Origin of the sequence: Albibacterium bauzanense, from assembly GCF_004339765.1 — a bacterium.
Taxonomy (GTDB): domain Bacteria; phylum Bacteroidota; class Bacteroidia; order Sphingobacteriales; family Sphingobacteriaceae; genus Albibacterium; species Albibacterium bauzanense.
On the sequence record NZ_SMGO01000001.1, the window covers coordinates 788,177 to 812,334 of the forward strand.

Consider the following 24,158-nt stretch of genomic DNA (forward strand, 5'->3'; position numbering starts at 1 on the left):
AAGTTTTCCGAAACCACGCACAAAGGGAATAACCAAAGTCACAAGACTAAAATCCATTCTGTTAAAGTTTGTTGGTATAAACTTTGTGCATTAGCACCAAAAAATATAAAACCGTTTGAATTTCTATATTTGGGTCTTAAAGTCATTACAATAAACGAACTTCAAAGATTAAATACCTTAGAAATACTACAAGAATGAAAAAAGTAATTTTAGACTTAGCCGTAACCTTAGATGGATTTATTGAAGGCCCTAATGGGGAAATTGATTGGTGCATTATGGACGACGATATGGACTTTGATGGTTTTCTATCTACCATAGACACTATATTTTACGGCAGAGCAAGCTATGATGCCTGGGGTAATTTTCAACCAGATATGGACGTCAGTCAAGCGGAAAAGATGCTATGGAATGAAGTACATTCAAAGAATAAATTTGTTTTCTCGCATCAAAATAGACAAGATGACAAAGCCTCCTTCATAAGTTCTGATATAGTTAATAAAGTAACAGAAATTAAAAAACAGGGAGAAAAAGATATTTGGTTGTATGGTGGCGCCAGTCTTATTAAAACCTTTATTCAATCAAACCTTATTGATATATACCGTATATCAATACATCCTATAGCTTTGGGTAATGGCAAGCCCTTGTTTGAAGATTTAAAAGAACGTTTAGAGTTAAACTTAATTAAAACCAATATTTTCAAATCGGGCGTTGTACAACTTATTTATGAAGCAAAAAATAAAACAACGAACTGACTATACCATTACACCAATGCTTTAACACATCCTTTATTTTCTTCGTTCACTATAAAAATTTTGCTGCAAATAAACTTTTAGATCAGTAGGTTTTCTGCCTAGCAAATTCTTTAGATCATTACCTGGAAGGTCGAAATCTCCATCGCGCATCGCTATTGAAAATCCACTGGCAATCTGCGCCATATGTTCCGGCAAGCCTGAGGCCTTAAGCGAATCGATGTAACTGTCTTGATTGGGGTTAGTATAAATAATTTTTTTCTTAGCCAGCTCTGACAGGATATCTGCCATGTCTTGAAAAGAATAATTTACATCATTGGCAATATTGTAGCTTTTGTTTTCATGACCTTCACTAATAAGTACATTAGCATTAGCTTCGCCCATCTCATCGCGCAGAGCAAAGGGTACACGGCCTTCACCTGCAGGAAAAACAATACCCTTGTCCAGTACTTGACGCCCTATATACAATGGAATCATTTCTGCGTACAAGTTATGGCGCATGAAAGTATAGGCCATGCCGCTTTCCTTTAGGTAATCTTCAGTCTGAAAATGATCTTCTGTAAAGTGTTTCAGCACCGAGGTATTCACATTCTTTAGACTGATACCAGTGTAAGTAAAATGGCTTACGCCTGCTGCCTTTGCGGCATCAATGACATTTTTATGCTGGCCGAAACGGTCATTGAAATCACTCGAACTGACCAATACTGCTTTGTGCACATCTACAAAAGCAGTAGCCAAGGATGCGGGATTATGGTAATCACCCATACGGATAATAACACCTGCTTCTTTAAACATAGTAGCTTTCGCTTCGTTGCGAACCAGGGCGATAATTTGATTAGCTGGTATCTTTTTTAATAAATGTTGAATGATCGAGCTGCCTAAGTGTCCGGAAGCTCCTGTTACTAAAATCATGTCTTTAAATTTTTAGATTAATGAATTTTTAAGTAGACAAATTTAAATCGAACCTTACAAAAGGTTACTATAGGTTTCATTGAGGTAACTGGTTACGTTGATGAAACTATATCGATATTCAATATCTTTGCAATACTATGGAGGTGAATAAACAACAATTAGTATCAATCGAATGTGGAAAGGACGGCTTACTTGCTATCAAAGATACAATGGTTTTATTGTCCGGAAAATGGAAGATTCAAATTATCGGCTGCCTAATGATGTATGGTACTATGCGTTTTATGGATATGAGGCGGCATATAGAAGGAATTGCCGCAAAGATGCTTTCCAAAGAATTACAGGAATTGGAACAAAATAAATTGATTAGACGCAATGTTATGAATACCCGGCCAGTTACAGTAGAATATGAACTAACTGAACATGGTGCCAGCTTACTGAATGTAATCAGTGAAATCAGAGAGTGGGGTGTAGCCCACCGCCAATACTTATTCCATAAAATATAGTACTGATCTTTTGCCAAGATTTTAGCATACTATTTTGGATAGAGTTTGAGCGAAAAAAGCCTTCAAAATCAATGACTTTGAAGGCTTTTTATTTTGTGATCCCGCTGGGAACACAAAAATTGCGTTTAATTAATTCATATTTAGCTATTTAGATAAACCTCTTTACGATTGGTAACCGAATAGGTCACCGGATAGCATGATTTGATTTGATCTAATTCGACAAAGAACTTCTTATTTCAAAGATAAGAAAAGAATCCTACAGACATCAAGTGATGATGAAAAAATAAAAATCTTTCGACATTACACTTCTCCTCCTGTATTTATTTCGACATGAAAATATTTATATGTTGAAATATATCCGTATTTTCGACATGAATATTATTTCATGATGAGTCAATCGACATAAGTAAATGATAAAGATGAAATTCTGATAAAGTTTCGACATATGGCATATAATAAAGACATTCCCTATAATGACCTTCCAGATTTACCCCCGGTAACTTTTATGGAGTCTAATGAACTATTAAGACATTTTGTAATCTTCCCCTAATTCTATTGCGTATATATATAAGTTATGTGCAACTTAAGACATACTGACAATCATAATTTTTCTAGTTTAGCAAAACCTACTGTCTTTCTATAATTATCGGGAGAAACACCTACTTTCTTCTTGAAAAACCTACTAAAATAAAATTCATCGTCATACCCAAGATTAGCTGCGATTTGTTTCAAAGGTTTTGAGGTTAAATATAGTTCGCGTTTAGCCTCTATAATAATTCTATTAGAAATTAACGAACTAGGTGTTTGCTGTAAATATTTTTTCACAATTCCAGCCAATGTTTTAGTGCTAACACATAAAACATCTGCATAATCTTTCGGAGAGTGTAACTCAGAATAATTCTTCTCAATAGAATCTACTAAATTTTGCAATATTTCAGATTGATCATCAGAAAATTTTGGCACTATATCTTTATTGGATTGTTTTTTTTGTCTCACAACTTCTATTAAAAACACCTTTAAAAAAGCCACAAGAACCTCATGCTGAGCAATAGAATCTCTATCCATTTCTTTTGAAATTTGATCTATAAGGTTAAAAAACAACGCTTCTTCAGAAATTTTAAAATGTGGTAATCCATGAAAGTTGTTAAAAAGAATGCCCTCTGTTTCAATTTCATTTTGATGTCGATATGTGCAAAAAAAGTCAGGGTGAAAATTTAATAACCAGCCTGAACAAGACTCTTCAGAAGAAATCATAAATGGTTGATAAGGTGACAAGCAAATCATTTGGTTGCCTTGTAATTCATAATTAGAAACATCTACATTTATCTTGTAATTGTTTCCTTTTAGTAAAATAATAGAATAATAATTTTTTCGCTGTAAATGGTCAAATTGATTAAGATTTTCAAACCTTTCTAGTCTAAATGCCAGTTCACCATTTTGCTTATCAATAATAATTTGAGCCATAAGAGTCTATTTCTTCTTTAATGTTACGTATTAAAAAGAAAGGAGTGTTTGTTACACTCCTTTCTAAAGATAACAATTATTTCGAAGCTATGATGTCTATTTTTTGAATTGCTGATGCTTCAAAACCATCTAAAAGAACAGGCGCATTTTCCATAAGTGCTGCTGCAACTTTCCCTGTTAAATGTGTATCTCTACCAGAATCATCTGCAAAAGTATCAAAGATTGCATATGTAGTAGCATCTATTTTTATAGCACACCAAGATAAAGTTTTTGGCTCGTCACCAACTAATTGTTTGCCGACATTAAGGAAGTTTTCAACATCTGTTGTCTTTGCTTCTTTAGATTTCATAATAACAAGCAAACCCTTGTTTTGCAATCCGGATTTATGATTAGATGCTAATACATCTACTGCTTGAATATCTGTGCTAGGATCAAAGTTCTCTAATAAATCACCTGCATTTGCTAATAATGCCTTCGCAACTTCGCCTGTTAAATGTGCTTGTCTTCCTTCTTCTACTTCAAAAGTATCATAAATACCAAAAGTATTATTATCTATTTGAAAGGCAAACCAAGATACTGTTTGAGGTTCTTGATTTACTAATGCTAATCCACCAAGTAAGAAGTTTTTGACGTCTTGTTCTTTTCCTGTTTTTGCTTTCATAATTACTAATAATCCGATAGTTTCTTTTTTTGTACTGTTCATAATGTTTGTGTTTTTAGATTTTGAAAATGTTTGAATTGTAAATCCTAGTAGAAAAACTAGGAATGCTAATTTTAATGGAACTTTAGTTTTCATCGTTTCTTGTTTATTTGTTACAGTGCAAATTTGAGACGAAACAAAAGACTATGGAATGGATGTTTATTACTAACGCATGGACAATTTTCAAAAAAAGCAATACTATTGAATCCAGTATGCACATAACAACGTATATAAAAAATACGCCAGCTTTCGTTATATTTGAGTTCTCGCCACTTTATAACAAAACGTTGTGAAACCCTCCCAATTTTCGGACTGGCATCCGGGCGATTATCTAAATGCTCTATTGGTCTTTCTCTTTACTGGTGTTTTTGGCAATTTGATCCAATTTACTGGCTATATAATTCATCCATTCTATTTGTTCCTTTTGTTGGTTGACAATTTGGTTTATTTTCCAATACCATAAAAAGATCCCTCTGAAAACAAAGAATATAGCAACAAGGAAGGCTAAGGAAATAAGTAAGGGAATTAAACTGGGAATACCACCCGTTCCAGCTTGCAGGATAATTTTAGATAGCCGTTATACCTCGCATTGGAATCAATGGGCATCAATCGGTTATTAATGATGCATCTGGGGTGATTCCGATACTTCTTGATCAAATCATTCACAATGGGTAGTACTGGAACCATTTCAGACACACCTGTTTTGCCCCGGTCTTTGATTAACCACTTTTCCTTAGCTGTTCCGACGCGAACAATATTTTCTGGTGTAAGCCCGTAAATATCCTGATAAGCAAAGCCAGTGAAACATTGGAAAACAAAGGAATCACGTACTTCATTCAAACGGTCAATACCAAAATCCTTATTGTAGATAGTATCAACCTGATGGAGCTCTAAAGGCAGGATCTGCGTATCGTCACCACCGCATTTAAAGTCCTCAATGGGGTTGACTGTAATTAGCTTCTTTTTTACACCTGATTTAATAATCTGTTTAGTGTTTTTGATATGTTTCTTAGCCGAGGGTTCGGCCAGAGGAACTTTTACTTCAAGGGTAAGGTAATCATAGAAATGATCACCGAAGGTAGGGTCAATTCTATTTAGTGCTATATCCTTCGCTCTGTACTTATGTACTAAAAATGATTCAACCTTCTTTTTGGTGGTACGCCAATGCTTGAGTGTATCATAGGAGCGGAGCCCTTTATCTACCATTTTTTCGAAACGCTCAATAAACTCGTCAAAAGCAAACAAGATGGTATTCTTGCCCTTTTCTGATTTCTCTATCTTGGATTTTGCATCCAACTTACCCAAGTAGGCATTCTTTACCATATCGGGTGTTACTCGATCTTCTTGAGATAGTAAGCCATTAAAGTGCCGATCTAAATCAACCTGAACTTGAATAATTTTGGAATTAATAGCCTTATAAGAAGGCTCTGTCTTTTTGACCCGCTTGGATTTAATATCCCAGTCTATTGGATTAATTTTTACTCCTAGCGATATTTCCTTAGAAATACCGTCAATGGTCACTCGGATGTACAAAGGTGCTACATCATTTTTCGTTTGACTTCTGCGTATCCAAAGCAGAAGATCCATGTTTTGTTTGATTTTCATCATCCCACATTAAAAGGTTAACAAATAAATATTTGAGAGTTCCTTTTGTCCAATTCGCCTCATCAAACCCGTCTAATTCGGTGACCTAAATTTACCATTTAAAATAGGTCACCGAATAGGTCACCGAATGATATGCTATAGAATGATATTAAATGAATCGCTTTTTTGTAAAAATCGCAGTAAACAGACTCGTTTAACGAAAAAAGGCGCAATTTCTTGCGCCTTTTGTGATCCCGCTGGGATTCGAACCCAGGACCCATACATTAAAAGTGTATTGCTCTACCAGCTGAGCTACGGAATCCTTTATTAATTTTCTTTCCTTTTCCAGAAAGTGATGCAAAGATAGAATTCTTAGCTATACTGTCCAAAAATAATTGGAGTTTAATTTAAAATTAAGTTTAACTACTTAAACTTCAGAGATAAAAGATTGATTAAAGATGATTATTTTCTCTTATTAATCATCAAACACTCTTCAATAAAAGCAGAATGGCCGTTCCAATAATGAAACAGCCATTCTGCAATTTATAAAAATTATTATTCTACTATGCTGTAGCTAATGTTTCTGCATCTGTAGCTTTTGATTTCTTTTGCCATAAAAAGAAGATTATAAACAAAACAATCAATATAACTGGGAAAGTAACCATCTTCGATAACGTATCCTGACCGGCAACCAATTCTAATTGAGAACCGGTTAAGCCAGCAGCAGCATTTTCAGCTGTTGCGACATCAATCCATCTACCAATAATTGGTTGGAAAATAGAGGTAGAGAACATACCCACACCACCAATAATAGACATTCCTAATGCACCACTCAATGGTACTCGTTGAGCTACTGCACCAACCATAGTTGGCCAGAAATAACAAACTCCTATAGCAAATAATACTGCTGCAACATATACCATAGGGCCTGTAACTGTACTAAATAAATAGATACCGATAGCTGCGAATACTGCTGAAGTTAACAATACACCAGTCTGACCAAATACTTTAGTAACAGGGCCACCGAAGAACCTACCCACTGCCATCAATCCGGTTACTGATGCTAAAATTAACATCGGACTAGCTCCGCTACTGCTCATTATAATACCAACCCATTGTTGAGTACCAAACTCTGTAATTGCAGTCATAGCCATACAACAGAACAAGAAGATATAAAGAGGTGTTAACATTGCTTTAAAGTTTTTAGAAAGCGATGTAACTCCTTCTGTTGTCGGTTTTGGAAAAGTTTTTCCATAAAAAAGGACAGCATAAATAACTGTAGGAATCATAAGAACCCACATTTGAATTTGCCAGCTCAACCCAAAATCAGTCATAAACTTAGAGATTAAACTGCCTAGAAAGATACCTCCTGGAAACCACATATGGAATCTGTTCAACATCTTATTCATTTTCTCACCTGAATACATGTCAGCAATCATAGGATTACATGCTGCTTCTGTACATCCGTTACCAAAACCGATGAAAAGTGTAGAAATTAACAAGCCTGTATATCCTCCGGAATAAATGGTCATAATAATTCCAATGGTGTGAGCAACCAATGCTACTCTCATAATATTCTTTGGACCAACCGAGTGATAAACAAGTCCCCCGATAACCATAGATATAGGAAACCCTAAGAACCACATTGAGTTAATAAATCCAAGTTGTTCTGCAGTTAAATTAAATTCCTCACCCAGCTGAGGCAAAATTCCTGCCCTAATGGCAAATGTAAAAGCGGTTGTAATTAGTGCAAAACAACTTCCGTTAAATAATGCACTTCTGTTAATGTTTTCGTTCATTGATAATTAGATTTAATCAGTTAGTTAATACTTAAAACAATCATAATTTAGTTTGCTAGTTTAAAACTACTAAAGTTTATCGAAGCTAGCAAAATAAATATAGATGTCTGAGAAATAAATTGCAACCTGCTCTATCCTGACTACTGATATCTTAACCTAAACAAGGAGGTTTAATGGCTTTAAATAATTGAATATGTGCTATTAAGCCAAAATCGCGGATATCATACGATCATGACTACTGATATCTTTCCTTAATTGGGTATGCTGAAAACCTTTTTCATTTAACATGGCAATAATCTGGTTGCCATATAACTGATTGATTTCAAAATAAAGTTTCCCATTCGGATTGAGGTTCTTTACGGCAAAATCCGCGATAGCATTATAAAAAACAAGAGGATCATCTTCTTCAACGAATAAAGCAATATGCGGTTCAAACTCCAATACATTATTATGCATTAATAGTTTTTCCTTTGGAGTAATATATGGCGGATTGCTTACAATTATATCAAACTTTTGCCTGGCTTCTATAAATAAAACTTCCTCTTTAAGAATATCTAATTGAATGAAATCTACCTGACAGGCTAAAAAATCAGCATTTAATCTGGCTATATTCAATGCTTCTTGAGATATATCCACTCCAACCACTTCAGTGCCTCTTGAAAGATGTTTTTTTAATGAAATAGGGATACATCCACTACCTGTACCAATGTCTAAGACCCGTAAGCCTTTCTCTGTGTTTTCATTTAATATCAAAGAAACTAATTCTTCGGTTTCAGGTCGAGGAATCAATACCGCTTCACTTACTATAAACTTTTGATTATAGAACCATGCATATCCTAAAATATACTGAATTGGCCTTCCCGTCTGCAATTCATTAAGTATATAATTAAATATTGACTGTTGGCTTTCTAATAGATTAACCGATTGCTTCAACTTTAATTGAAGTCGTGAAATTTGTAGAATATGTTCCATACTCATCCAAAACAATTCAATAGATTCATCAACTCCATAATTGGAACTTAAATGCCTTATAAATCGTTGTTTCAGATGTTTAATTTCAATCATTAAAAGACTTAAGAGTAGGCTAATTTGTATTATAATTTTATTAGATCAAATCTACATAAAATAACTAAAGGGAGTATATTTGCAATATGCAAGAGCACGAACTTTATATGAAACGCTGCCTGGATTTAGCAGCCTTGGGTGCAGGAAAAGTAAGTCCGAACCCAATGGTGGGGTGCGTAATTGTGCATAACAATCAGATCATTGGTGAAGGATGGCATCAAGAATATGGAAAAGCTCACGCTGAAGTTAATGCGATCAATCAGGTCTTAGAAAATTATCCTGCGGAGGCGGATAAACTATTAAAAAATAGCACCATATATGTAAGTTTAGAACCTTGTGCCCATAAGGGAAAAACTCCTCCTTGTGCTGATCTGATTATAAGGCACGATATTCCAAAGGCTGTAGTTGCATGTCGCGACCCTTTTAAAGCAGTAAATGGACGTGGAATAGACCGTTTAACAAATGCAGGTGTATCAGTTATCGAAGGCGTTTTAGAAGAAGAAGCCCTCCATCTTAATCGTCGCTTTTTTACCAGGGTAAAAAAACAAAGACCTTATATCATTCTAAAATGGGCAGAAACAGCTGACGGTTTCTTTGCGCCGGATAATCAAAAACAACAGTGGATTAGTGGTAAGCAAGCTCAGCAATTGGTTCACCGTTGGCGAGCAGAAGAAGATGCTATACTTATTGGAAAAAACACAGCTTTTATTGACGATCCTCGATTAAACACGAGATTATGGCCAGGTAAAAATTCAAAACGAATCGTGTTAGATCGAAACCTGGAATTGCCTAAGAGTTTGAATATTTTTGATAATAGCATTGAAACAATTATTCTCAACGAGAAAGACACCACAATAGAAGGATCTACAAAATATATCGCTTTAGAGAGTTTTGACTTCTATTTGGCAGAGAGTATTTGTTATCAATTATTTTTATTTGATATACAGTCTGTCATTATTGAAGGAGGCGCAAAAACCCTTAATCTATTTCTAGAAGCCGGGATATGGGACGAAGCCCGTATATTCGTATCGAATTCTAAATGGGGACAAGGTCTTTACGCACCTACAATTAAACAATCAGCCGAAGAAAAAATAGTACTGGGAAATGATGTCCTTTCAATTTACTATCATTTATGATTTTTGTCCTTTTAAGCATCTTTTGTAGTGTTTTAGTATCTGTTATACTAAAATTATCCAGACGCTATGAAATACCTACCAACCAATTAATTGCCTGGAATTATCCTACCGCTTTATTACTAAATATACTCTTTTATAAGCCCGACATACAAGCTATATCATTTAACCTTGGCAATACCAGCCTTTATCTTGTATTGGGATTTTTACTTCCTGCCTTATTTTTAGCTATTGCTGCATCTATTCGCTATACAGGTATTGTCAGAACAGAAATAGCTCAACGTATTTCTATTTTTATTCCTTTAATAGCTGCATTTCTAATTTTTAATGAAACACCTACTTCACGTTCAATACTTGGAATTGCAATCGGATTATTAGCAATCTTTTTCTCTATACGCTGGGTTGCAGATAAACAGTCAAAAAACAATTTATGGCTATACCCATTAATTATATTTCTGGGAATGGGCATTATTGACATATTGTTTAAGCAAGTTGCACAACATACAGAAGTACCTTATACATCATCTGTTTTTTTTATATTCCTAACTGCACTTATTATTTCATTTGGCTATATTGGCATTAGAATTTATAAACAGTATGAGAAACCTAGCTTATCCGCTTTCTTTTGGGGTATAGGCCTCGGAATATTTAATTTTGGAAATATTCTATTTTATTTAAAAGCCCATAATGCAATTCCTGAGAATCCATCAATTGTCTTTTCTGCAATGAACGTAGGGGTTATTGCTTTGGGAGCGCTTGTAGGACTCGTTATTTTCAAAGAGAAATTAACTGTCTTAAACAAGATAGGAATCTTGCTTGCCATCTTAGCAATTCTTATAATTGCAGGCAATGAGTCTATTTGAAGATCAATATAAAACAATTAACGAGCCTTCTGAAGGTGTTTTTCGAGATAAGGGAAGCAAGTTTATTGCCTACTCCTACCCTTTTACGGATGAGAACAAGCTAAAAGATATTTTAGGTGATGTAAAAAGTACCCACCCAAAAGCCAGACATCATTGCTATGCCTATCGTTTAGGTATGGACAGATCCGTTTTTAGGATAAACGACGACAATGAACCTTCAGGCTCTGCAGGAAGACCTATTTTAAACACATTGTTATCAAATGATTTAACGAATATCCTCGTTATTGTGGTACGTTATTTCGGCGGAACACTTTTAGGCATCCCCGGGCTAATAAATGCTTATAAATCGGCAGCTCAAGAATCAATTAACAATGCCACGATCGTTGAAAAATATCAAAAAGATATTTACAGAATTGATTTCGATTATTTACAAATGAACAATGTAATGCGAATAATAAAAGATGAAGACCTTGATATTCTAAGCCAAACCTTTGACAACAATTGTAAAATGGAGATTACAATCAGAACATCCCTGGTCAATCGGGTAACTGCTAACCTATCTACATTGCCAGACCTCAAGTTCAAGTACTTGAAAACAATATAATTACTCAGGTAAAGATTCCAAATACAATATTCAAAGCTTCCTTAAACTTTTAATTTAGTTAAACAGGTATTTGTAATACAAAGCTTCTTTTTGAGTAAACATTTACGATATTTACGCATATGTTTAGAAGAATCAAGAATAAGCCTTTGCGCTATATAGTCCTATTTATCTACTTCTTTATTATATTTATATGTGCAATTGAGATAAACTTTCTAAACCTTTTTGGATACTCCCCTAACAGAAATGATATCCTAATGCCTAATCTAAATATAGCCTCTGAATTATATACAGCAGATGGCAAGTTATTAGGCAGATACTTCAAAGAAAACCGTAATCCTGTCGAATACAAAGAGATCCCTGGTGCACTCATAAATACATTAGTATCAACAGAAGATATTCGTTTTTTTAAACATAATGGAGTTGACTTTATTGCAGTTTTTACAAGTTTATTCTCAACTTTTCAAGGTGATAGAAGAGGTGCAAGTACCATAACCCAGCAATTAGCAAAGAACCTTTACCAAACACGATATGATAAATCAGCCGGTTTGTTAGGTAAAATTCCAGGTGTAAGATTAATAGTTATTAAGATAAAAGAATGGATCACTGCTTATAAACTAGAAACCAAATACAGTAAAGAAGATATTCTAACCATGTATTTAAATACGGTTTCCTTTGGAAATAATAATTATGGGATCAAAACCGCTGCAAAGTATTATTTCAATGTAATACCAGACTCATTAAATGTACCGCAATCAGCTCTTTTAATAGGAATGCTAAAGGGTACCACATTATACAACCCCATTCGAAACCCCGAGAATTCAAAAAACCGTAGAAATGTGGTTTTATCTCAAATGGAGAAAGCCAATTTCATCACAAAAGAAGAGTTAACTAAATTCCAAAGTTTACCGATCGGCCTCTCTGTAAATGAAGCCAATGAAGATTCTAGTGAAGACTCCTATATTCGGGCAGCGGTATTACGTTTCTTGAACGACTGGAGCAAAGAAAGTGGTTACAATATCTATGAAGATGGATTAAAGATTTATACAACCATCGACTCTAAAATGCAGTCTCACGCAGAAGAAGTGGTTTCCGGACAAATGAAAATTTTACAAAACAGGTTTAATAATGTCTGGGGCAATGATTTACCTTGGCGAGATTCTGAAGGAAAAATAATTGATAACTTTTTAGAGAATTTAGCATCCAAGACGCCTTTCTATACTTTCCTAAAGGAAAAATACAAAGGGAATACAGATAGCATTAATTACTATCTGAATCAGAAAAAGGAAATGGAGGTTTTTACCTGGAATGGAATGAAAGAAATGAATTATTCCACATTAGATTCCATTGCACATTATGCTAAAATGCTTAATACAGGCATGATGTCCATGGATCCTTTTACTGGTGAAATCAAAGTTTGGGTGGGTGGTATTAATCATAAATATTACAAATTTGACCACATAGACCAGGCAAAAAGACAAGCAGGTTCCACCTTTAAACCCTTTGCTTACTTAACTGCCATTGAGCAAGGAATGGCACCCTGCGATATATTTACCGATAAACCAGTTAAAATAAACTATACTGAGGATGGCAAAGAGATGGAATGGGAACCCAAAAATGCAGACTGGAATTTTACTTATCAAGACATGTCGCTAAGATGGGCTATGGGTCGTTCTGTTAACTCAATAACAGCACAAATAACAGAAAAGGTAGGCTGGGATAAAGTAGTAGAAACTGCTCATCGATTAGGAATCGAGAGCCCGTTAAAAGCAGTACCATCTGTTAGTTTAGGACCCAATGATGTAAGTGTTTTTGAAATGGTAAAGGCATATTCAACTTTCTTAAATAAGGGAAATAGTGTTGCTCCTATTTTAGTTTCAACTATTAAGGACCGTGATGGAAAAATAATAGCTGAATTTAAAACTAAGAGCAAACGCGTATTAAGTGAAGAAAACGCATGGCTAATGATGTATATGTTACGCGGCACAATGGAAGAACCAGGTGGAACATCACAAGCATTGTGGGAATGGGATTTATGGAAAAAAGGGAATCAAATTGCTGGCAAAACTGGTACTTCTTCAGATTACGTAGATGGCTGGTATATGGGATTAACAAAAGATCTTGTGACAGGTGTATGGGTAGGAAATGATGAACGAAGCATTCATTTCAAAAGTTCATCGACAGGAGAAGGAGCTCATACTGCCTTACCAATCTTTGGTAAGTTTATGGAGAAATTATATCAAGATGAAAGTAGTGGATATACATATGGACCATTTCCAGAGCCTGATGTAGAAATAACAAAAAAATATTATTGCCCTACTCCCAGACCAGTTCAACCTAGCCCTACCGATTCAACTATTTTTAGAATTGATTCCATTCCATTTTTGGATAATATAGATATAGACAAAGTAATAGAAGAATCTAAACAAGCAGTACCACGATTTTAATAGACGTAGAGTAAGAAAAATAATTAACTTTAACTATTGACTAAAATTCAGTGAATTATGAAATACATGGATACAAGAAATTTCGATCATCGGCTTCTCGTGCGCTTCTCCTTAAGTTTTCTCTTTCTTATCCTTACGTTTAGTGCGCATGCCCAATATTTTGGTCAAAATAAGATGCGTTATAAAAAACTAGATTTCAAAGTATATGAAACCCCGCATTTTGACCTTTATTATTATTTAAAGAACGACTCGTTAATAAAAAACATAGCGAAAGAAAGCGAAGTTTGGTATGAATTGCATCAACAGGTTTTCAGAGACACATTTACCAATAAAAATCCGTTAATTATCTATAATAATCATCCCGATTTTCAACAAACAACTGCCATACAGGGTACTATAGGAGTTGGAACAGGTGGTGTCACCGAAGGTTTCAAAAATAGGGTTGTAATGCCAATCATGCAAATTAACAGTCAGACCCGACATGTTCTTGGCCATGAAATGGTCCATGCTTTTCAATATCACTCACTGATAGAAGGAGATTCTACTCAATTAGAAAACATCGCAAATCTGCCATTATGGATGGTAGAAGGTATGGCTGAGTACCTTTCAATTGGCAAAAAGGATGCTTTTACTGCTATGTGGATGCGTGATGCTTATTTAAACAAGGATATTCCATCTTTAAGAGATTTAACAGAAAGCAATAAATATTTCCCATATCGATATGGTCAGGCATTTTGGTCTTATATAGGCTCAACCTATGGCGATACTGTAATTGTACCATTATTTAAAGCCACTGCAAAATACGGCTATCAAATGGCTATTCAGCAGGTATTTGGATACAATGAAACTACCCTCTCAAACCTCTGGAAAACTGCTATCGAGAATACATATAAACCTTTATTGACGGACACTGCACAAGTGCCGATAGGAAAAATAATTATTGATAAAAATAATGCCGGTAATACCAATGTATCTCCGGCGGTTTCTCCAGATGGTAAATATGTAGCCTTTCTTTCAGAAAAAGATCTGTTAAGTATTGATTTATATCTAGCAGAAGCTGAGACAGGAAAAATTATCCGGAAACTAACCAGTCGAATCTCGAATAGCCATATTGATGAATTTAGTTACATCGAATCTGCAGGAACATTTTCGCCAGATAGTCGAAAGTTTGCATACAGCGTCTTCTCTGGAGGACGAAATAAGCTATTGATCACTGACGTAACAAATGGTAAAACCCTATTCTTAGAAGGCATGGGCGATGTGGCAGAGTTTAGTAATATTGCATGGGCTCCTGATGGAAATTCAGTTGTTTTTTCGGGGCTAAAAGAAGGACAAAGCGATTTGTATCAATATATGTTTCAAAATAAAGAATTGAAACAGTTAACCAATGATGCCTATTCAGAGTATCATCCGGCGTTCTCACATAGCGGAAAATTACTAGTCTACAGTACAGATCGTGGCAGCTTTTCCCGCGACGATAAAACGGCAGATATTAGTTTCAACCTATCTATTATGGATATGGCAAGCAATGAAACAAGAGATTTAGGTGTATTCCCTTTGGCTAACAACTTAAATCCTCAGTTTTCTGGAGATGATAGCCAAATATATTTCTTATCCAATCGCGATGGTTTTAGAAATATGTACCGTTACACAATTGCCACTAACTCTACAGAACAGCTGACAGATTACTTTACCGGAATAAGCGGTATTACCGAGTATTCGCCTGCACTAAGTGTTTCAGCAAATGATGATATCATATATTCTTATTACCGCTCTCAAACCTATACGATTTATAATGCCAAGGCTAACGATTTTCAAGCTAAAGCCGTAAATAATGAGGATGTTGACTTCGCTGCAGCAATGATCCCTCCTTTCCAAACATATGGTGTAGATGTGATTAATACCAATCTTAGAAACTTCAATAATTTTTCCAGGATCGATACTTCTTTAATAAATCACATCCCATATACGCCTAAATTCAAGCTAGATTATCTGGCGAGCAGCGGAATGGGGGTTTCTGTAGGAAGCAGATACGGTTCAGGGTTAGCAAGTGGAGTTCAAGGAATATTCTCTGATATCTTAGGACGAAACCAGATCTTTGCAGGCTTATCAATTAATGGAGAAATTTATGACTTTGGAGGACAAGTTGCCTACATTAACCAAAGTAGCCGTTTAAATTGGGGTGGAGCGGTTTCACACATTCCATTCATTTCAGGATTGGTTTCTTATTCTATTGATCCTAACTCAACAGCTTCACCTACAGGAGTGGCTTACTTAGACAACTATGATATTATCAGAACCTTCCAAGAACAGGTAGAAGGCTTTGTTGCCTACCCTTTCTCTCGTACTACACGCTTAGAAGCAGGAGCTGCATTCTCACATTATAGCTATCGTATTGATCGATATACAAATTACTACGCTGCAGATGAGTCAGGATATCCTTTATACTTTATAGGTGGAAACCGTCACAAATTATCATCAGAAGAAGCCAAAGATACTTATAACAGTAGTTTTGATTCATTTACCATACAGCAATTAAATACTGCATTCGTTGGTGATAATTCAGTATTTGGGGTTGCTGCTCCTTTAGATGGCTACCGCTATCGATTAGGAGTTGAACAGTATTTCGGGGATTATAATTTTAGAGGCTATACAGTTGATTTAAGAAAATACCATCGCATGAAACACGTTACGCTTGCTGCAAGGGCATATACTTATATGCGTGTAGGCAAGGACGATGATAAGCTATATCCTTTATTCTTAGGATATCCATACTTAATACGTGGTTATGAGTCGGCTAGCTTCTATAACGATAGAACCGGAGCAGCCTCCAATTTCAATTATAATCAATTAACCGGAACACGGATTGCAGTTGCGAATTTCGAAGCCCGCATTCCATTTACTGGTCCTGAACGTCTATCTTTGGTGAAATCCAGCATGCTTTTCTCCGATTTAAATATATTCTTTGATATGGGTTTAGCGTGGAGTGAAGGTGATAAAATCGCATTTAAAAGTCAGCCTGATCTGTTAGAAACAATTGCAGACCCTAATAATCCTAACAACTTTATAGCTATATATGAACGAGTACCAGCTATGAGTGCTGGTGTATCACTACGGATTAATATGTTTGGGTATTTTGTAATAGAACCCTATTATGCGATTCCTTTCCAACGAAAGGATGTTAAATTTGGAACCTTCGGAATTAACTTTGCACCGGGCTGGTAATTAAATATTAAAAAGATCTAATATTAAAAAGACTGGTTTCTACTACACTCTTAAGAAGCAGAAACCAGTCTTTCATATTTATCTGAACCGTTCATCAAACCGAATGTGGCATAAGGTTGAATACTCAAGTCGTTCCAATTATTATTAAGAAGTCTGATCAATCTCTCTTTCTGAACCCGCGTGAATACGCTCACCTCCTTAAATCTTTCCAGGGCAGATTCTAAAGATACAAGTTCCTCAAAATAAACCAACCTGGAAACTTTCTTATTGCCATCAAAAAACAACGAATGCATTTCCTTATAATAATTCATTGTATATACCAAATCATGCGTCAAACCAACGTGAAGACTCTTACGATTACTGTCTGTTAAAATGTAGATAAACTGTTTCATACGCTAATATTTGACTAACTTTTTTGGTGAACCGGATATTAATTGCTAACTTTAATTGCACAATGATACTAACTAATTTAGTAAAAACAAAATTATTTTAAAAATGTCTAATATTGCACCAAATCTAAGGTACCTACGTAGGAAAAAAGGCTTAACCCAACAGAAATTCGCTGATTTAATAGGAATAAAGCGTTCTCTTGTTGGAGCATATGAAGAATACAGAGCAGAGCCTAAATACGATTTGCTAAAAAAAATGGCAACATTCTTTAACCTTAGCATGGATGAACTTGCACAAGATTTGATTGATGATGAATGGAAACCAAAAACAGTCAGAGATAGCTCCTCTCTACGAATTCTAAGTATTACTGTCGACAAAAAGAATAAAGAAAACATCGAATTGGTACCGCAGAAAGCAAGTGCTGGCTATCTAAATGGATATGCGGATCCGGAATTTGTTAAAGAACTACCTCGTTTCAGCCTTCCATTATTTAAAGATGGAACCTTTCGTGCCTTTGAACTCAAAGGCGACTCAATGCTACCATTAGATACGGGAACAATTATTATTGCCGAATATGTAGAACATTGGAACGATATTAAGGTTGGTAAAACTTATGTTGTCGTGTCTAAATCTGAAGGTATCGTTTATAAGCGTCTAGGCAATAAAGCTAATAATGAGAAAGGATTAAAAATATATTCCGACAATAAGAGTTATCCACCCTATTGGATTGAACTTGATGATATACTTGAAATATGGCAAGCTAAAGCTTATTTAAGCACAGACTTCCCCGAAGCCCAAAATGGACCTACCATTGACGACATATCAAATATGATGCTTGATATGCAAAAGAAATTAAGTGATTTAAAAAAGAGATAAACCTAAAACAACGAACAACTCAAACCAAATTAACATTATTTAACATTTCGACTATTAAACCTTGTTAGAATAATCTACTCTATCCATATAACCAACACGGATATTATGGTAACGAAAAGATTAATGACATTATTTATCGCTTTTATGATAAGTGGATTTGCTTTCGGGCAGAATGTAGATCAAAAGACCACCGAAAGGACGCAAAGAACTCCTGAAGAAATGGCAAAAGCATCTACTGATAGATTATCACAAAGACTTCAATTAAGTGCAGATCAACAAAAAGAAGTCTATGCACTAACTCTTGAACAAGCTAAAAAGGCAGAAGAAAGAAAAGAGCTGAATAGAACTAGAATGGAAGAAATGCTCAAAGAAAGAGATGCCCAGCAAGAAAAACTTAAAAGTATTCTGACGCCAGAGCAGCTAAAAACATTTGATGAATCAAGAGCATCTGCAAGGAATAATAATCGAAGAACAGACAGGTTCAGAAGAGGATCAAATATGGCCAACAGGCGTTCAATGGATGACAATCATTCAATGAATAATAAACGAGATTCAATTCGTAACGAACAACCAAGGAGAAAATAGTCCGAATCAATACAATAGAATAATTTCATTTTTTAGGTTTAAGTTTAGTAAAGCTCGTATAGGGTTTCGAGCTAATCGACGGTCCACTACTCATACAGTGGGCCGTTTTTTTTATTACATTAGAGAATCAATATCTAAATCAAGATGAAAAACATTACAATTATTGGATCTGGAACAATGGGCAATGGTATTGCTCATACATTTGCACAACATGGCTTTCAGGTATCATTGATAGACATAAACCAAAAAGCATTAATTGAAGCAACTAAAACGATCAATGCCAACCTCGACCGACAATTAAATAAGGGAGTCATAAGTTTTGATTTAAAAGAGCAGACTCTTAAAAACATCAAAACTTTCACAAGTATTAAGGAAGCAGTATCAAATGCAGATTTAGTAATAGAAGCAGCAACCGAAAATATAGATACAAAACTTTCCTTATTCCAGGAACTAGATAAATTATGCAAGCAAGAAACTATTCTCGCTTCAAATACTTCCTCTATTTCGATCACAAAATTAGCATCTGTAACAAATCGTCCAGACAGAGTGATCGGAATGCATTTTATGAACCCTGTTCCAATTATGATATTAGTTGAAGTTATTCGTGGATACAACACAAGTAAAAGGGTAACCGAGACAATTATGGAGCTGTCAAAAAGCCTTGGAAAAACTCCCGTTGAAGTCAATGATTATCCAGGATTTATTGCAAACAGAATATTAATGCCTATGATCAATGAAGCCATTTATGCTTTATATGAAGGAGTTGCCGGTAAGGAAGAAATAGATCAAGTAATGAAACTAGGCATGGCTCACCCAATGGGACCTCTTCAGTTAGCAGACTTTATAGGCTTAGATGTTTGTTTAGCAATCATTAAAGTTCTTCAAGATGGTTTTGGTAATCCTAAGTATGCCCCCTGCCCACTTTTAGTAAACATGGTGAACGCGGGTAGATTAGGAAAAAAAACTAAACAGGGATTCTATAATTATGAATAACCAGAATCCCTTTCAATAATTACATTCTCTCAGGAACATCAATACCTAACAACTTCATTCCCTTAGCAATTGTCAATGCAGTTACCTTAGAGAGCTTTAACCGGAAGTTTTTAATATGCTCGTCTTCTGCTTTTAATATACTTTCCTCGTGGTAAAATTTATTATAAAGCTTTGAGAGATCATAAATATAATTAGCTAATTGTGCCGGACTGAACTCTTTAGCTGAAGCTTCAATCTTCTCTGGGAACCGATCTAGCAATTGAATAAGATCCAACTCCGACTCCTTAAATACAGTTGGCTTCTCTACTATTGTTTCCACATTAAACCCACTTTTATTCAACACAGAGTTAATCCTCGCATACGTATACTGAATAAACGGACCCGTATGCCCTTGAAAATCGATGGATTCATTGGGGTCAAATAGCAATCTTTTCTTAGGCTCAACTTTCAGTAGAAAATATTTCAGCGCTCCCAGTCCAATATTATAATAAAGCTTTTCCTTTTCTTCAGATGAGAAATCACTTACTTTTCCTAGCTCTTCAGTACGAGCCTTTGCTGTAGATATCATCTCCTCTATCAGGTCATCTGCATCAACAACAGTCCCTTCACGAGATTTCATTTTACCTGATGGTAAATCAACCATACCATAAGATAAATGAAACAGGCCTTCAGCCCACGACTTTCCTAATTTCTTAAGTATTAAAAACAAAACCTTGAAATGATAGTCTTGTTCATTACCAACTACATAAATGGATTCGTCTATTTTAAAATCATCGTATTTAAGTTGAGCAGTACCCAAATCCTGAGTTATATATACCGATGTTCCATCACCACGTAAAACAAGCTTCTCATCTAAGCCATCATCGGTTAAATCAATCCAAACAGAATTATCATCCTTCTTATAGAACACACCACTCTCAAGACCTTCCTGAATAATATCCTTTCCTAACAGATATGTATCTGATTCATAGTAATATTTATCAAAATCAACTCCTAATTGCTTATACGTTTCAGCAAAACCAGCATAAACCCAACCATTCATCATACGCCACAGCTCTACAACTTCTGGATCATGAGCTTCCCATTTTTGCAGCATAGATTGAGCTTCTTTAATCAATGGAGCATTCTTCTTAGCTTCCTCTTCTGTATGTCCACTACTGATTAGCCCCTTAATCTGTTTTTTATATTCCTTATCAAAGCGTACATAATACTTACCAACTAAATGATCCCCTTTTAAACCAGATGATTCAGGAGTTTCTCCATCACCATAAAGCTTCCACGATAGCATCGATTTACAAATATGAATCCCTCTATCATTAACCAAATTTGCTTTTATAACCTCATAACCATAAGCCTTTAAGATTTCAGCAACAGAATAACCCAATAAATTATTCCGGATATGACCTAAATGGAGAGGCTTATTTGTATTGGGAGAAGAATATTCCAGCATTAATTTCTTTCCGTTCTTAGGAAAGAAACCATGATCAGGGTCGGTAATTTCAGTTTGTAAGCGTTCAAACCAATAATCTGAACTTAATACTAAATTTAAAAAGCCTTTAATAATATTAAAATCAACAATAGAGTCTATCTCATTTTTAAGATACTCTCCTATTTCCTGACCAGTTTGTTCAGGTGATTTTTTTGAAAAACGAATGATCGGGAAAGTCACTAAAGTAAAATGCCCTTCAAACTCTTTCCTTGTTTCTTGTAAAGATATCTGATCTTCAGACAGATCGGCTGCATATAAATCTTTTACAGCTCGCTGAGTAACCTTTATAATTTGATTTTGTATATTCATTCTAATTTGTAAACCGTATTAATCGTTGGTCAATGCATTTATTGCACGGACCAGAATTTCAAAGGCATTTTCAGCCATTAAATTTTCGGTGTCTAAGGTAGGATTTACTTCGACAATTTCGAAACAACAGATTTTCGGATACCCACATAAACGAGCAATCAAGTTTCCAATCTCTCTTTCAGTGAAACCATTTTGGACAGGAGTACCGGTACCCCTCGAGATAGAAGGGTCCATACAGTCTACATCAAACGACACATAAATCATATCGCATTGATCCAAATAACTCATAACATCAGTAAGAACCCTCTCGACACCTAACTTTCGAAAACTAGACACCGATATATTCTTAATTTTCTTCTTGTTCAATAAATATAGTTCTGGTGGTTCAATATCACGGGCACCTATATAAACTAAATCTCTTGATACTATTTTCGGAGCAATAGCTCCTACATTTTTTAACTGAAACCAGTAATTCAATGTCTCCTGATCAGGTTGATTAACCTTCTGTGTTAAATTATCTTCATCCAAAGATGCTGAAATAGACATTCCATGCAAATTTCCGGATGTACTGGTGTACGGAGAGTGAATATCTGCATGGGCATCAACCCAGATTACACCTAGTCTCTTTTTCGGATAAGCCTTATGAATGCCCGCCATAGTACCTATCGCCGAACTATGATCACCAGCTAATATAACTGGAAACTTCTTTAGATCAAAAGTCTTATGAACCTCATCAGCAACACGCTCACATACAGTGAGAACGCCAGATATCCGCTTAGCATATGGACTTCCTGAAGATTCAAATAGTAAATGATTCTCATTAGGAACTTCAACAGATGGATATTGTTTAAAGAAACGGCTCCCAAAATCAAGTGCTGCTGTCTTTATTGCATCAACACCCATACTAGCACCTCGGGTACCAGCTCCTAGTTCTGATTTCACTTCAATTAGTTGAATCTCTCTCATCTTCAATATACAAATTAGATCCCAATTTCAAGGATGGAACAAAATTTGATTACTAATTGTTCAACATCTCAATTCGAAAGTATATCTTTGCCAAAATTAGAAAAATAATGCAGACCTATCAGGAATTTCTTGACTTAAGTGTTGGTTTTCCGCAAGACGGATTCGAAGTCATAGATGATGAACTTTATTTCCACGATATCAATCTAATGGAAATGATTGAAACGTATGGTACTCCTCTACGGTTTACCTATTTGCCCATTATTAGCAAAAAAATACAGCAAGCAAAGATTCTTTTTCAGACCGCTATTTTAAAAAACAATTATAGGGGATCTTATAAGTACTGCTATTGTACAAAAAGCTCTCATTTTAGACATATCGTCGAAGAAGCATTAAAAAATGATATTCACTTAGAAACATCATCTGCCTTTGACATGCCTGTAATTGATGCTCTTGAAAAGAAAGGTATCGTAAACAAAGATATTACGGTAATATGCAATGGATTCAAAACATATCAATACAAGCAATATATCATTGATATGCTCCATGATGGATTCAAAAACATCATTCCGATACTTGACAATAAAGAAGAATTCAATCTTTTTGATGACGAAGTAGAACTAGATACTCCCTGCAATCTGGGTATCCGTATTGCTGCAGAAGAGCAACCTGATTCTCAATTCTACACTTCCAGACTAGGAATTAGAATGGAAGATATTATTGATTATTATAACAATAAAATTGTTCCAAATCCTAATTTCAGAGTTAAGGTATTACACTTTTTCATAAATTCAGGTATATCAGATACTCCTTATTACTGGACAGAATTGGAGAAATATGTTACTCTCTACTGCAAATTCAAGAAAATTAATCCAGATCTGGATACATTGGATATCGGAGGTGGTATGCCTTTTAAAGATTCATTAGTTCATAATTTCGATTACGAATACATGGTTAATGAAATCGTGAATAGAATTAAAGAAATCTGTGCTCAACATGAAGTAATGGAGCCTGATATTATTACAGAATTTGGTAAATATACGGTTGCTGAAGCTTCAGGAATATTATACAAAGTAATCGGAAGAAAACAACAAAATGACCGCGAGCGTTGGTTAATGTTAGATGGTTCTTTTATAACAAACCTACCTGATGTATGGGCGTTAAACCAAAAATACATTCTACTTCCAATAAATAACTGGGACTTTGAATACGAGAAAGTGAATTTAGGAGGTATTACCTGCGATGGTCAGGATTACTATAACTCTGAAGCGCACATGAACAACGTTTTCATGCCAAAAACGAGAAAGGTGCAATATCTGGGCTTCTTCCATACAGGTGCTTACCAGGAAGTATTAAGCGGCTATGGGGGCATACACCACTGCTTATTACCTTCTCCTAAACATGTTATCATACGAAGGAACAGAGATGAAACCTTTAACTTCGAAGTTTTTGGTGAAGAGCAAAACAGCAAACAAGTATTAAAAATACTAGGCTATTAATAACAAGAG

20 protein-coding genes and 1 tRNA gene are annotated in these 24,158 nt (G+C 35.2%); 11 read left to right on the forward strand and 10 right to left on the reverse strand.

Translation table 11 applies throughout. The features are described 5' to 3' along the window. Positions 1-194 precede the first annotated feature (194 nt). Positions 195-752: a dihydrofolate reductase family protein gene (locus tag C8N28_RS03595; protein ID WP_132221602.1), complete on the forward strand. Its 558-nt coding sequence runs from the start codon at positions 195-197 to the stop codon at positions 750-752. Between the two features lie 33 nt (positions 753-785). Here C8N28_RS03595 and C8N28_RS03600 read toward each other — a convergent pair whose 3' ends face one another. Then, positions 786-1,661: an SDR family oxidoreductase gene (locus C8N28_RS03600; RefSeq protein WP_132221604.1), complete on the reverse strand. Its 876-nt coding sequence runs from the start codon at positions 1,659-1,661 to the stop codon at positions 786-788. 137 nt (positions 1,662-1,798) lie between these two features. Between C8N28_RS03600 and C8N28_RS03605 the strand changes: the two genes are divergently transcribed. Next, positions 1,799-2,164 carry a winged helix-turn-helix transcriptional regulator gene (locus tag C8N28_RS03605; RefSeq protein ID WP_132221606.1) on the forward strand — a complete coding sequence of 122 codons (366 nt, stop codon included), beginning with the start codon at positions 1,799-1,801 and terminating at the stop codon, positions 2,162-2,164. A gap of 600 nt (positions 2,165-2,764) precedes the next feature. On the opposite strand, the gene C8N28_RS03610 is transcribed toward C8N28_RS03605, so the two are convergent. The 6 genes from C8N28_RS03610 to prmC all read right to left on the reverse strand — a co-directional run bounded on the left by C8N28_RS03610 (position 2,765) and on the right by prmC (position 8,776). Continuing rightward, positions 2,765-3,628 carry a helix-turn-helix domain-containing protein gene (locus C8N28_RS03610; RefSeq protein ID WP_132221608.1) on the reverse strand — a complete coding sequence of 288 codons (864 nt, stop codon included), beginning with the start codon at positions 3,626-3,628 and terminating at the stop codon, positions 2,765-2,767. A gap of 76 nt (positions 3,629-3,704) precedes the next feature. Next, the gene (locus C8N28_RS13815; RefSeq protein ID WP_185140118.1) at positions 3,705-4,424 is read right to left on the reverse strand and encodes a putative quinol monooxygenase; all 720 of its coding nucleotides are present in this window, start codon (positions 4,422-4,424) and stop codon (positions 3,705-3,707) included. Positions 4,425-4,853: 429 nt separating this feature from the next. After that, entirely contained in the window at positions 4,854-5,936 is a 1,083-nt protein-coding gene (locus C8N28_RS03620; protein ID WP_132221610.1) for a site-specific integrase, read from the reverse strand. Positions 5,937-6,161: 225 nt separating this feature from the next. Next, positions 6,162-6,234, reverse strand: a tRNA-Lys gene (locus tag C8N28_RS03625). Positions 6,235-6,475: 241 nt separating this feature from the next. Further along, the gene (locus C8N28_RS03630; RefSeq protein ID WP_132221612.1) at positions 6,476-7,711 is read right to left on the reverse strand and encodes an MFS transporter; all 1,236 of its coding nucleotides are present in this window, start codon (positions 7,709-7,711) and stop codon (positions 6,476-6,478) included. Between the two features lie 201 nt (positions 7,712-7,912). Next, complete coding sequence (gene prmC, locus C8N28_RS03635) at positions 7,913-8,776, reverse strand: peptide chain release factor N(5)-glutamine methyltransferase (protein WP_132221614.1); 864 nt, start codon at positions 8,774-8,776, stop codon at positions 7,913-7,915. A gap of 86 nt (positions 8,777-8,862) precedes the next feature. On the opposite strand from prmC, the gene ribD reads away from it, so the two are divergent. From ribD to C8N28_RS03660, 5 genes are all read left to right on the forward strand, one after another. Next, entirely contained in the window at positions 8,863-9,912 is a 1,050-nt protein-coding gene (gene ribD, locus C8N28_RS03640) for a bifunctional diaminohydroxyphosphoribosylaminopyrimidine deaminase/5-amino-6-(5-phosphoribosylamino)uracil reductase RibD (protein WP_132221616.1), read from the forward strand. Further along, a complete protein-coding gene (locus C8N28_RS03645; protein ID WP_132221618.1) occupies positions 9,909-10,772 on the forward strand; it encodes an EamA family transporter in 864 nt (287 codons plus the stop codon). Before ribD ends, C8N28_RS03645 begins: the two co-directional genes overlap by 4 nt. Further along, complete coding sequence (locus C8N28_RS03650; RefSeq protein ID WP_132221620.1) at positions 10,759-11,376, forward strand: IMPACT family protein; 618 nt, start codon at positions 10,759-10,761, stop codon at positions 11,374-11,376. The genes C8N28_RS03645 and C8N28_RS03650 overlap by 14 nt, the downstream gene beginning before the upstream one ends. 119 nt (positions 11,377-11,495) lie before the next feature. Beyond that, complete coding sequence (locus C8N28_RS03655; RefSeq protein ID WP_132221622.1) at positions 11,496-13,820, forward strand: transglycosylase domain-containing protein; 2,325 nt, start codon at positions 11,496-11,498, stop codon at positions 13,818-13,820. Between the two features lie 66 nt (positions 13,821-13,886). Next, positions 13,887-17,045 (forward strand): basic secretory protein-like protein, encoded by a 3,159-nt coding sequence (locus tag C8N28_RS03660; RefSeq protein ID WP_246012737.1) that lies wholly within the window; start codon positions 13,887-13,889, stop codon positions 17,043-17,045. Between the two features lie 50 nt (positions 17,046-17,095). On the opposite strand, the gene C8N28_RS03665 is transcribed toward C8N28_RS03660, so the two are convergent. Next, positions 17,096-17,437 (reverse strand): GIY-YIG nuclease family protein, encoded by a 342-nt coding sequence (locus tag C8N28_RS03665; RefSeq protein ID WP_132221626.1) that lies wholly within the window; start codon positions 17,435-17,437, stop codon positions 17,096-17,098. Between the two features lie 103 nt (positions 17,438-17,540). Between C8N28_RS03665 and C8N28_RS03670 the strand changes: the two genes are divergently transcribed. The 3 genes from C8N28_RS03670 to C8N28_RS03680 all read left to right on the forward strand — a co-directional run bounded on the left by C8N28_RS03670 (position 17,541) and on the right by C8N28_RS03680 (position 19,889). Then, positions 17,541-18,311 (forward strand): XRE family transcriptional regulator, encoded by a 771-nt coding sequence (locus C8N28_RS03670; RefSeq protein WP_132221628.1) that lies wholly within the window; start codon positions 17,541-17,543, stop codon positions 18,309-18,311. 105 nt (positions 18,312-18,416) lie between these two features. Continuing rightward, entirely contained in the window at positions 18,417-18,896 is a 480-nt protein-coding gene (locus tag C8N28_RS03675) for a hypothetical protein (protein WP_132221630.1), read from the forward strand. A gap of 144 nt (positions 18,897-19,040) precedes the next feature. Next, positions 19,041-19,889 (forward strand): 3-hydroxyacyl-CoA dehydrogenase family protein, encoded by an 849-nt coding sequence (locus C8N28_RS03680; RefSeq protein WP_132221632.1) that lies wholly within the window; start codon positions 19,041-19,043, stop codon positions 19,887-19,889. Positions 19,890-19,908: 19 nt separating this feature from the next. Here the strand turns inward: C8N28_RS03680 and argS are convergent, their stop codons facing one another. Together argS and rocF are read right to left on the reverse strand one after the other, a co-directional pair. Next, the gene (gene argS / locus C8N28_RS03685; protein ID WP_185140119.1) at positions 19,909-21,687 is read right to left on the reverse strand and encodes an arginine--tRNA ligase; all 1,779 of its coding nucleotides are present in this window, start codon (positions 21,685-21,687) and stop codon (positions 19,909-19,911) included. An 18-nt stretch (positions 21,688-21,705) separates the two neighbouring features. Further along, a complete protein-coding gene (gene rocF / locus C8N28_RS03690) occupies positions 21,706-22,653 on the reverse strand; it encodes an arginase (protein WP_132221636.1) in 948 nt (315 codons plus the stop codon). Between the two features lie 107 nt (positions 22,654-22,760). On the opposite strand from rocF, the gene C8N28_RS03695 reads away from it, so the two are divergent. Next, positions 22,761-24,149 (forward strand): arginine decarboxylase, encoded by a 1,389-nt coding sequence (locus C8N28_RS03695; RefSeq protein ID WP_132221638.1) that lies wholly within the window; start codon positions 22,761-22,763, stop codon positions 24,147-24,149. Positions 24,150-24,158: the final 9 nt, after the last annotated feature.

What these genes read in the sequence shown, in the direction of transcription:
- C8N28_RS03595 (WP_132221602.1), top strand. Translation starts at nt 195, where the DNA reads ATGAAAAAAGTAATTTTAGACTTAGCCGTAACCTTAGATGGATTTATT.
- C8N28_RS03600 (WP_132221604.1), bottom strand. Translation starts at nt 1,661, where the DNA reads ATGATTTTAGTAACAGGAGCTTCCGGACACTTAGGCAGCTCGATCATT.
- C8N28_RS03605 (WP_132221606.1), top strand. Translation starts at nt 1,799, where the DNA reads ATGGAGGTGAATAAACAACAATTAGTATCAATCGAATGTGGAAAGGAC.
- C8N28_RS03610 (WP_132221608.1), bottom strand. Translation starts at nt 3,628, where the DNA reads ATGGCTCAAATTATTATTGATAAGCAAAATGGTGAACTGGCATTTAGA.
- C8N28_RS13815 (WP_185140118.1), bottom strand. Translation starts at nt 4,424, where the DNA reads ATGAAAACTAAAGTTCCATTAAAATTAGCATTCCTAGTTTTTCTACTA.
- C8N28_RS03620 (WP_132221610.1), bottom strand. Translation starts at nt 5,936, where the DNA reads ATGATGAAAATCAAACAAAACATGGATCTTCTGCTTTGGATACGCAGA.
- C8N28_RS03630 (WP_132221612.1), bottom strand. Translation starts at nt 7,711, where the DNA reads ATGAACGAAAACATTAACAGAAGTGCATTATTTAACGGAAGTTGTTTT.
- prmC (WP_132221614.1), bottom strand. Translation starts at nt 8,776, where the DNA reads ATGATTGAAATTAAACATCTGAAACAACGATTTATAAGGCATTTAAGT.
- ribD (WP_132221616.1), top strand. Translation starts at nt 8,863, where the DNA reads ATGCAAGAGCACGAACTTTATATGAAACGCTGCCTGGATTTAGCAGCC.
- C8N28_RS03645 (WP_132221618.1), top strand. Translation starts at nt 9,909, where the DNA reads ATGATTTTTGTCCTTTTAAGCATCTTTTGTAGTGTTTTAGTATCTGTT.
- C8N28_RS03650 (WP_132221620.1), top strand. Translation starts at nt 10,759, where the DNA reads ATGAGTCTATTTGAAGATCAATATAAAACAATTAACGAGCCTTCTGAA.
- C8N28_RS03655 (WP_132221622.1), top strand. Translation starts at nt 11,496, where the DNA reads ATGTTTAGAAGAATCAAGAATAAGCCTTTGCGCTATATAGTCCTATTT.
- C8N28_RS03660 (WP_246012737.1), top strand. Translation starts at nt 13,887, where the DNA reads ATGGATACAAGAAATTTCGATCATCGGCTTCTCGTGCGCTTCTCCTTA.
- C8N28_RS03665 (WP_132221626.1), bottom strand. Translation starts at nt 17,437, where the DNA reads ATGAAACAGTTTATCTACATTTTAACAGACAGTAATCGTAAGAGTCTT.
- C8N28_RS03670 (WP_132221628.1), top strand. Translation starts at nt 17,541, where the DNA reads ATGTCTAATATTGCACCAAATCTAAGGTACCTACGTAGGAAAAAAGGC.
- C8N28_RS03675 (WP_132221630.1), top strand. Translation starts at nt 18,417, where the DNA reads ATGGTAACGAAAAGATTAATGACATTATTTATCGCTTTTATGATAAGT.
- C8N28_RS03680 (WP_132221632.1), top strand. Translation starts at nt 19,041, where the DNA reads ATGAAAAACATTACAATTATTGGATCTGGAACAATGGGCAATGGTATT.
- argS (WP_185140119.1), bottom strand. Translation starts at nt 21,687, where the DNA reads ATGAATATACAAAATCAAATTATAAAGGTTACTCAGCGAGCTGTAAAA.
- rocF (WP_132221636.1), bottom strand. Translation starts at nt 22,653, where the DNA reads ATGAGAGAGATTCAACTAATTGAAGTGAAATCAGAACTAGGAGCTGGT.
- C8N28_RS03695 (WP_132221638.1), top strand. Translation starts at nt 22,761, where the DNA reads ATGCAGACCTATCAGGAATTTCTTGACTTAAGTGTTGGTTTTCCGCAA.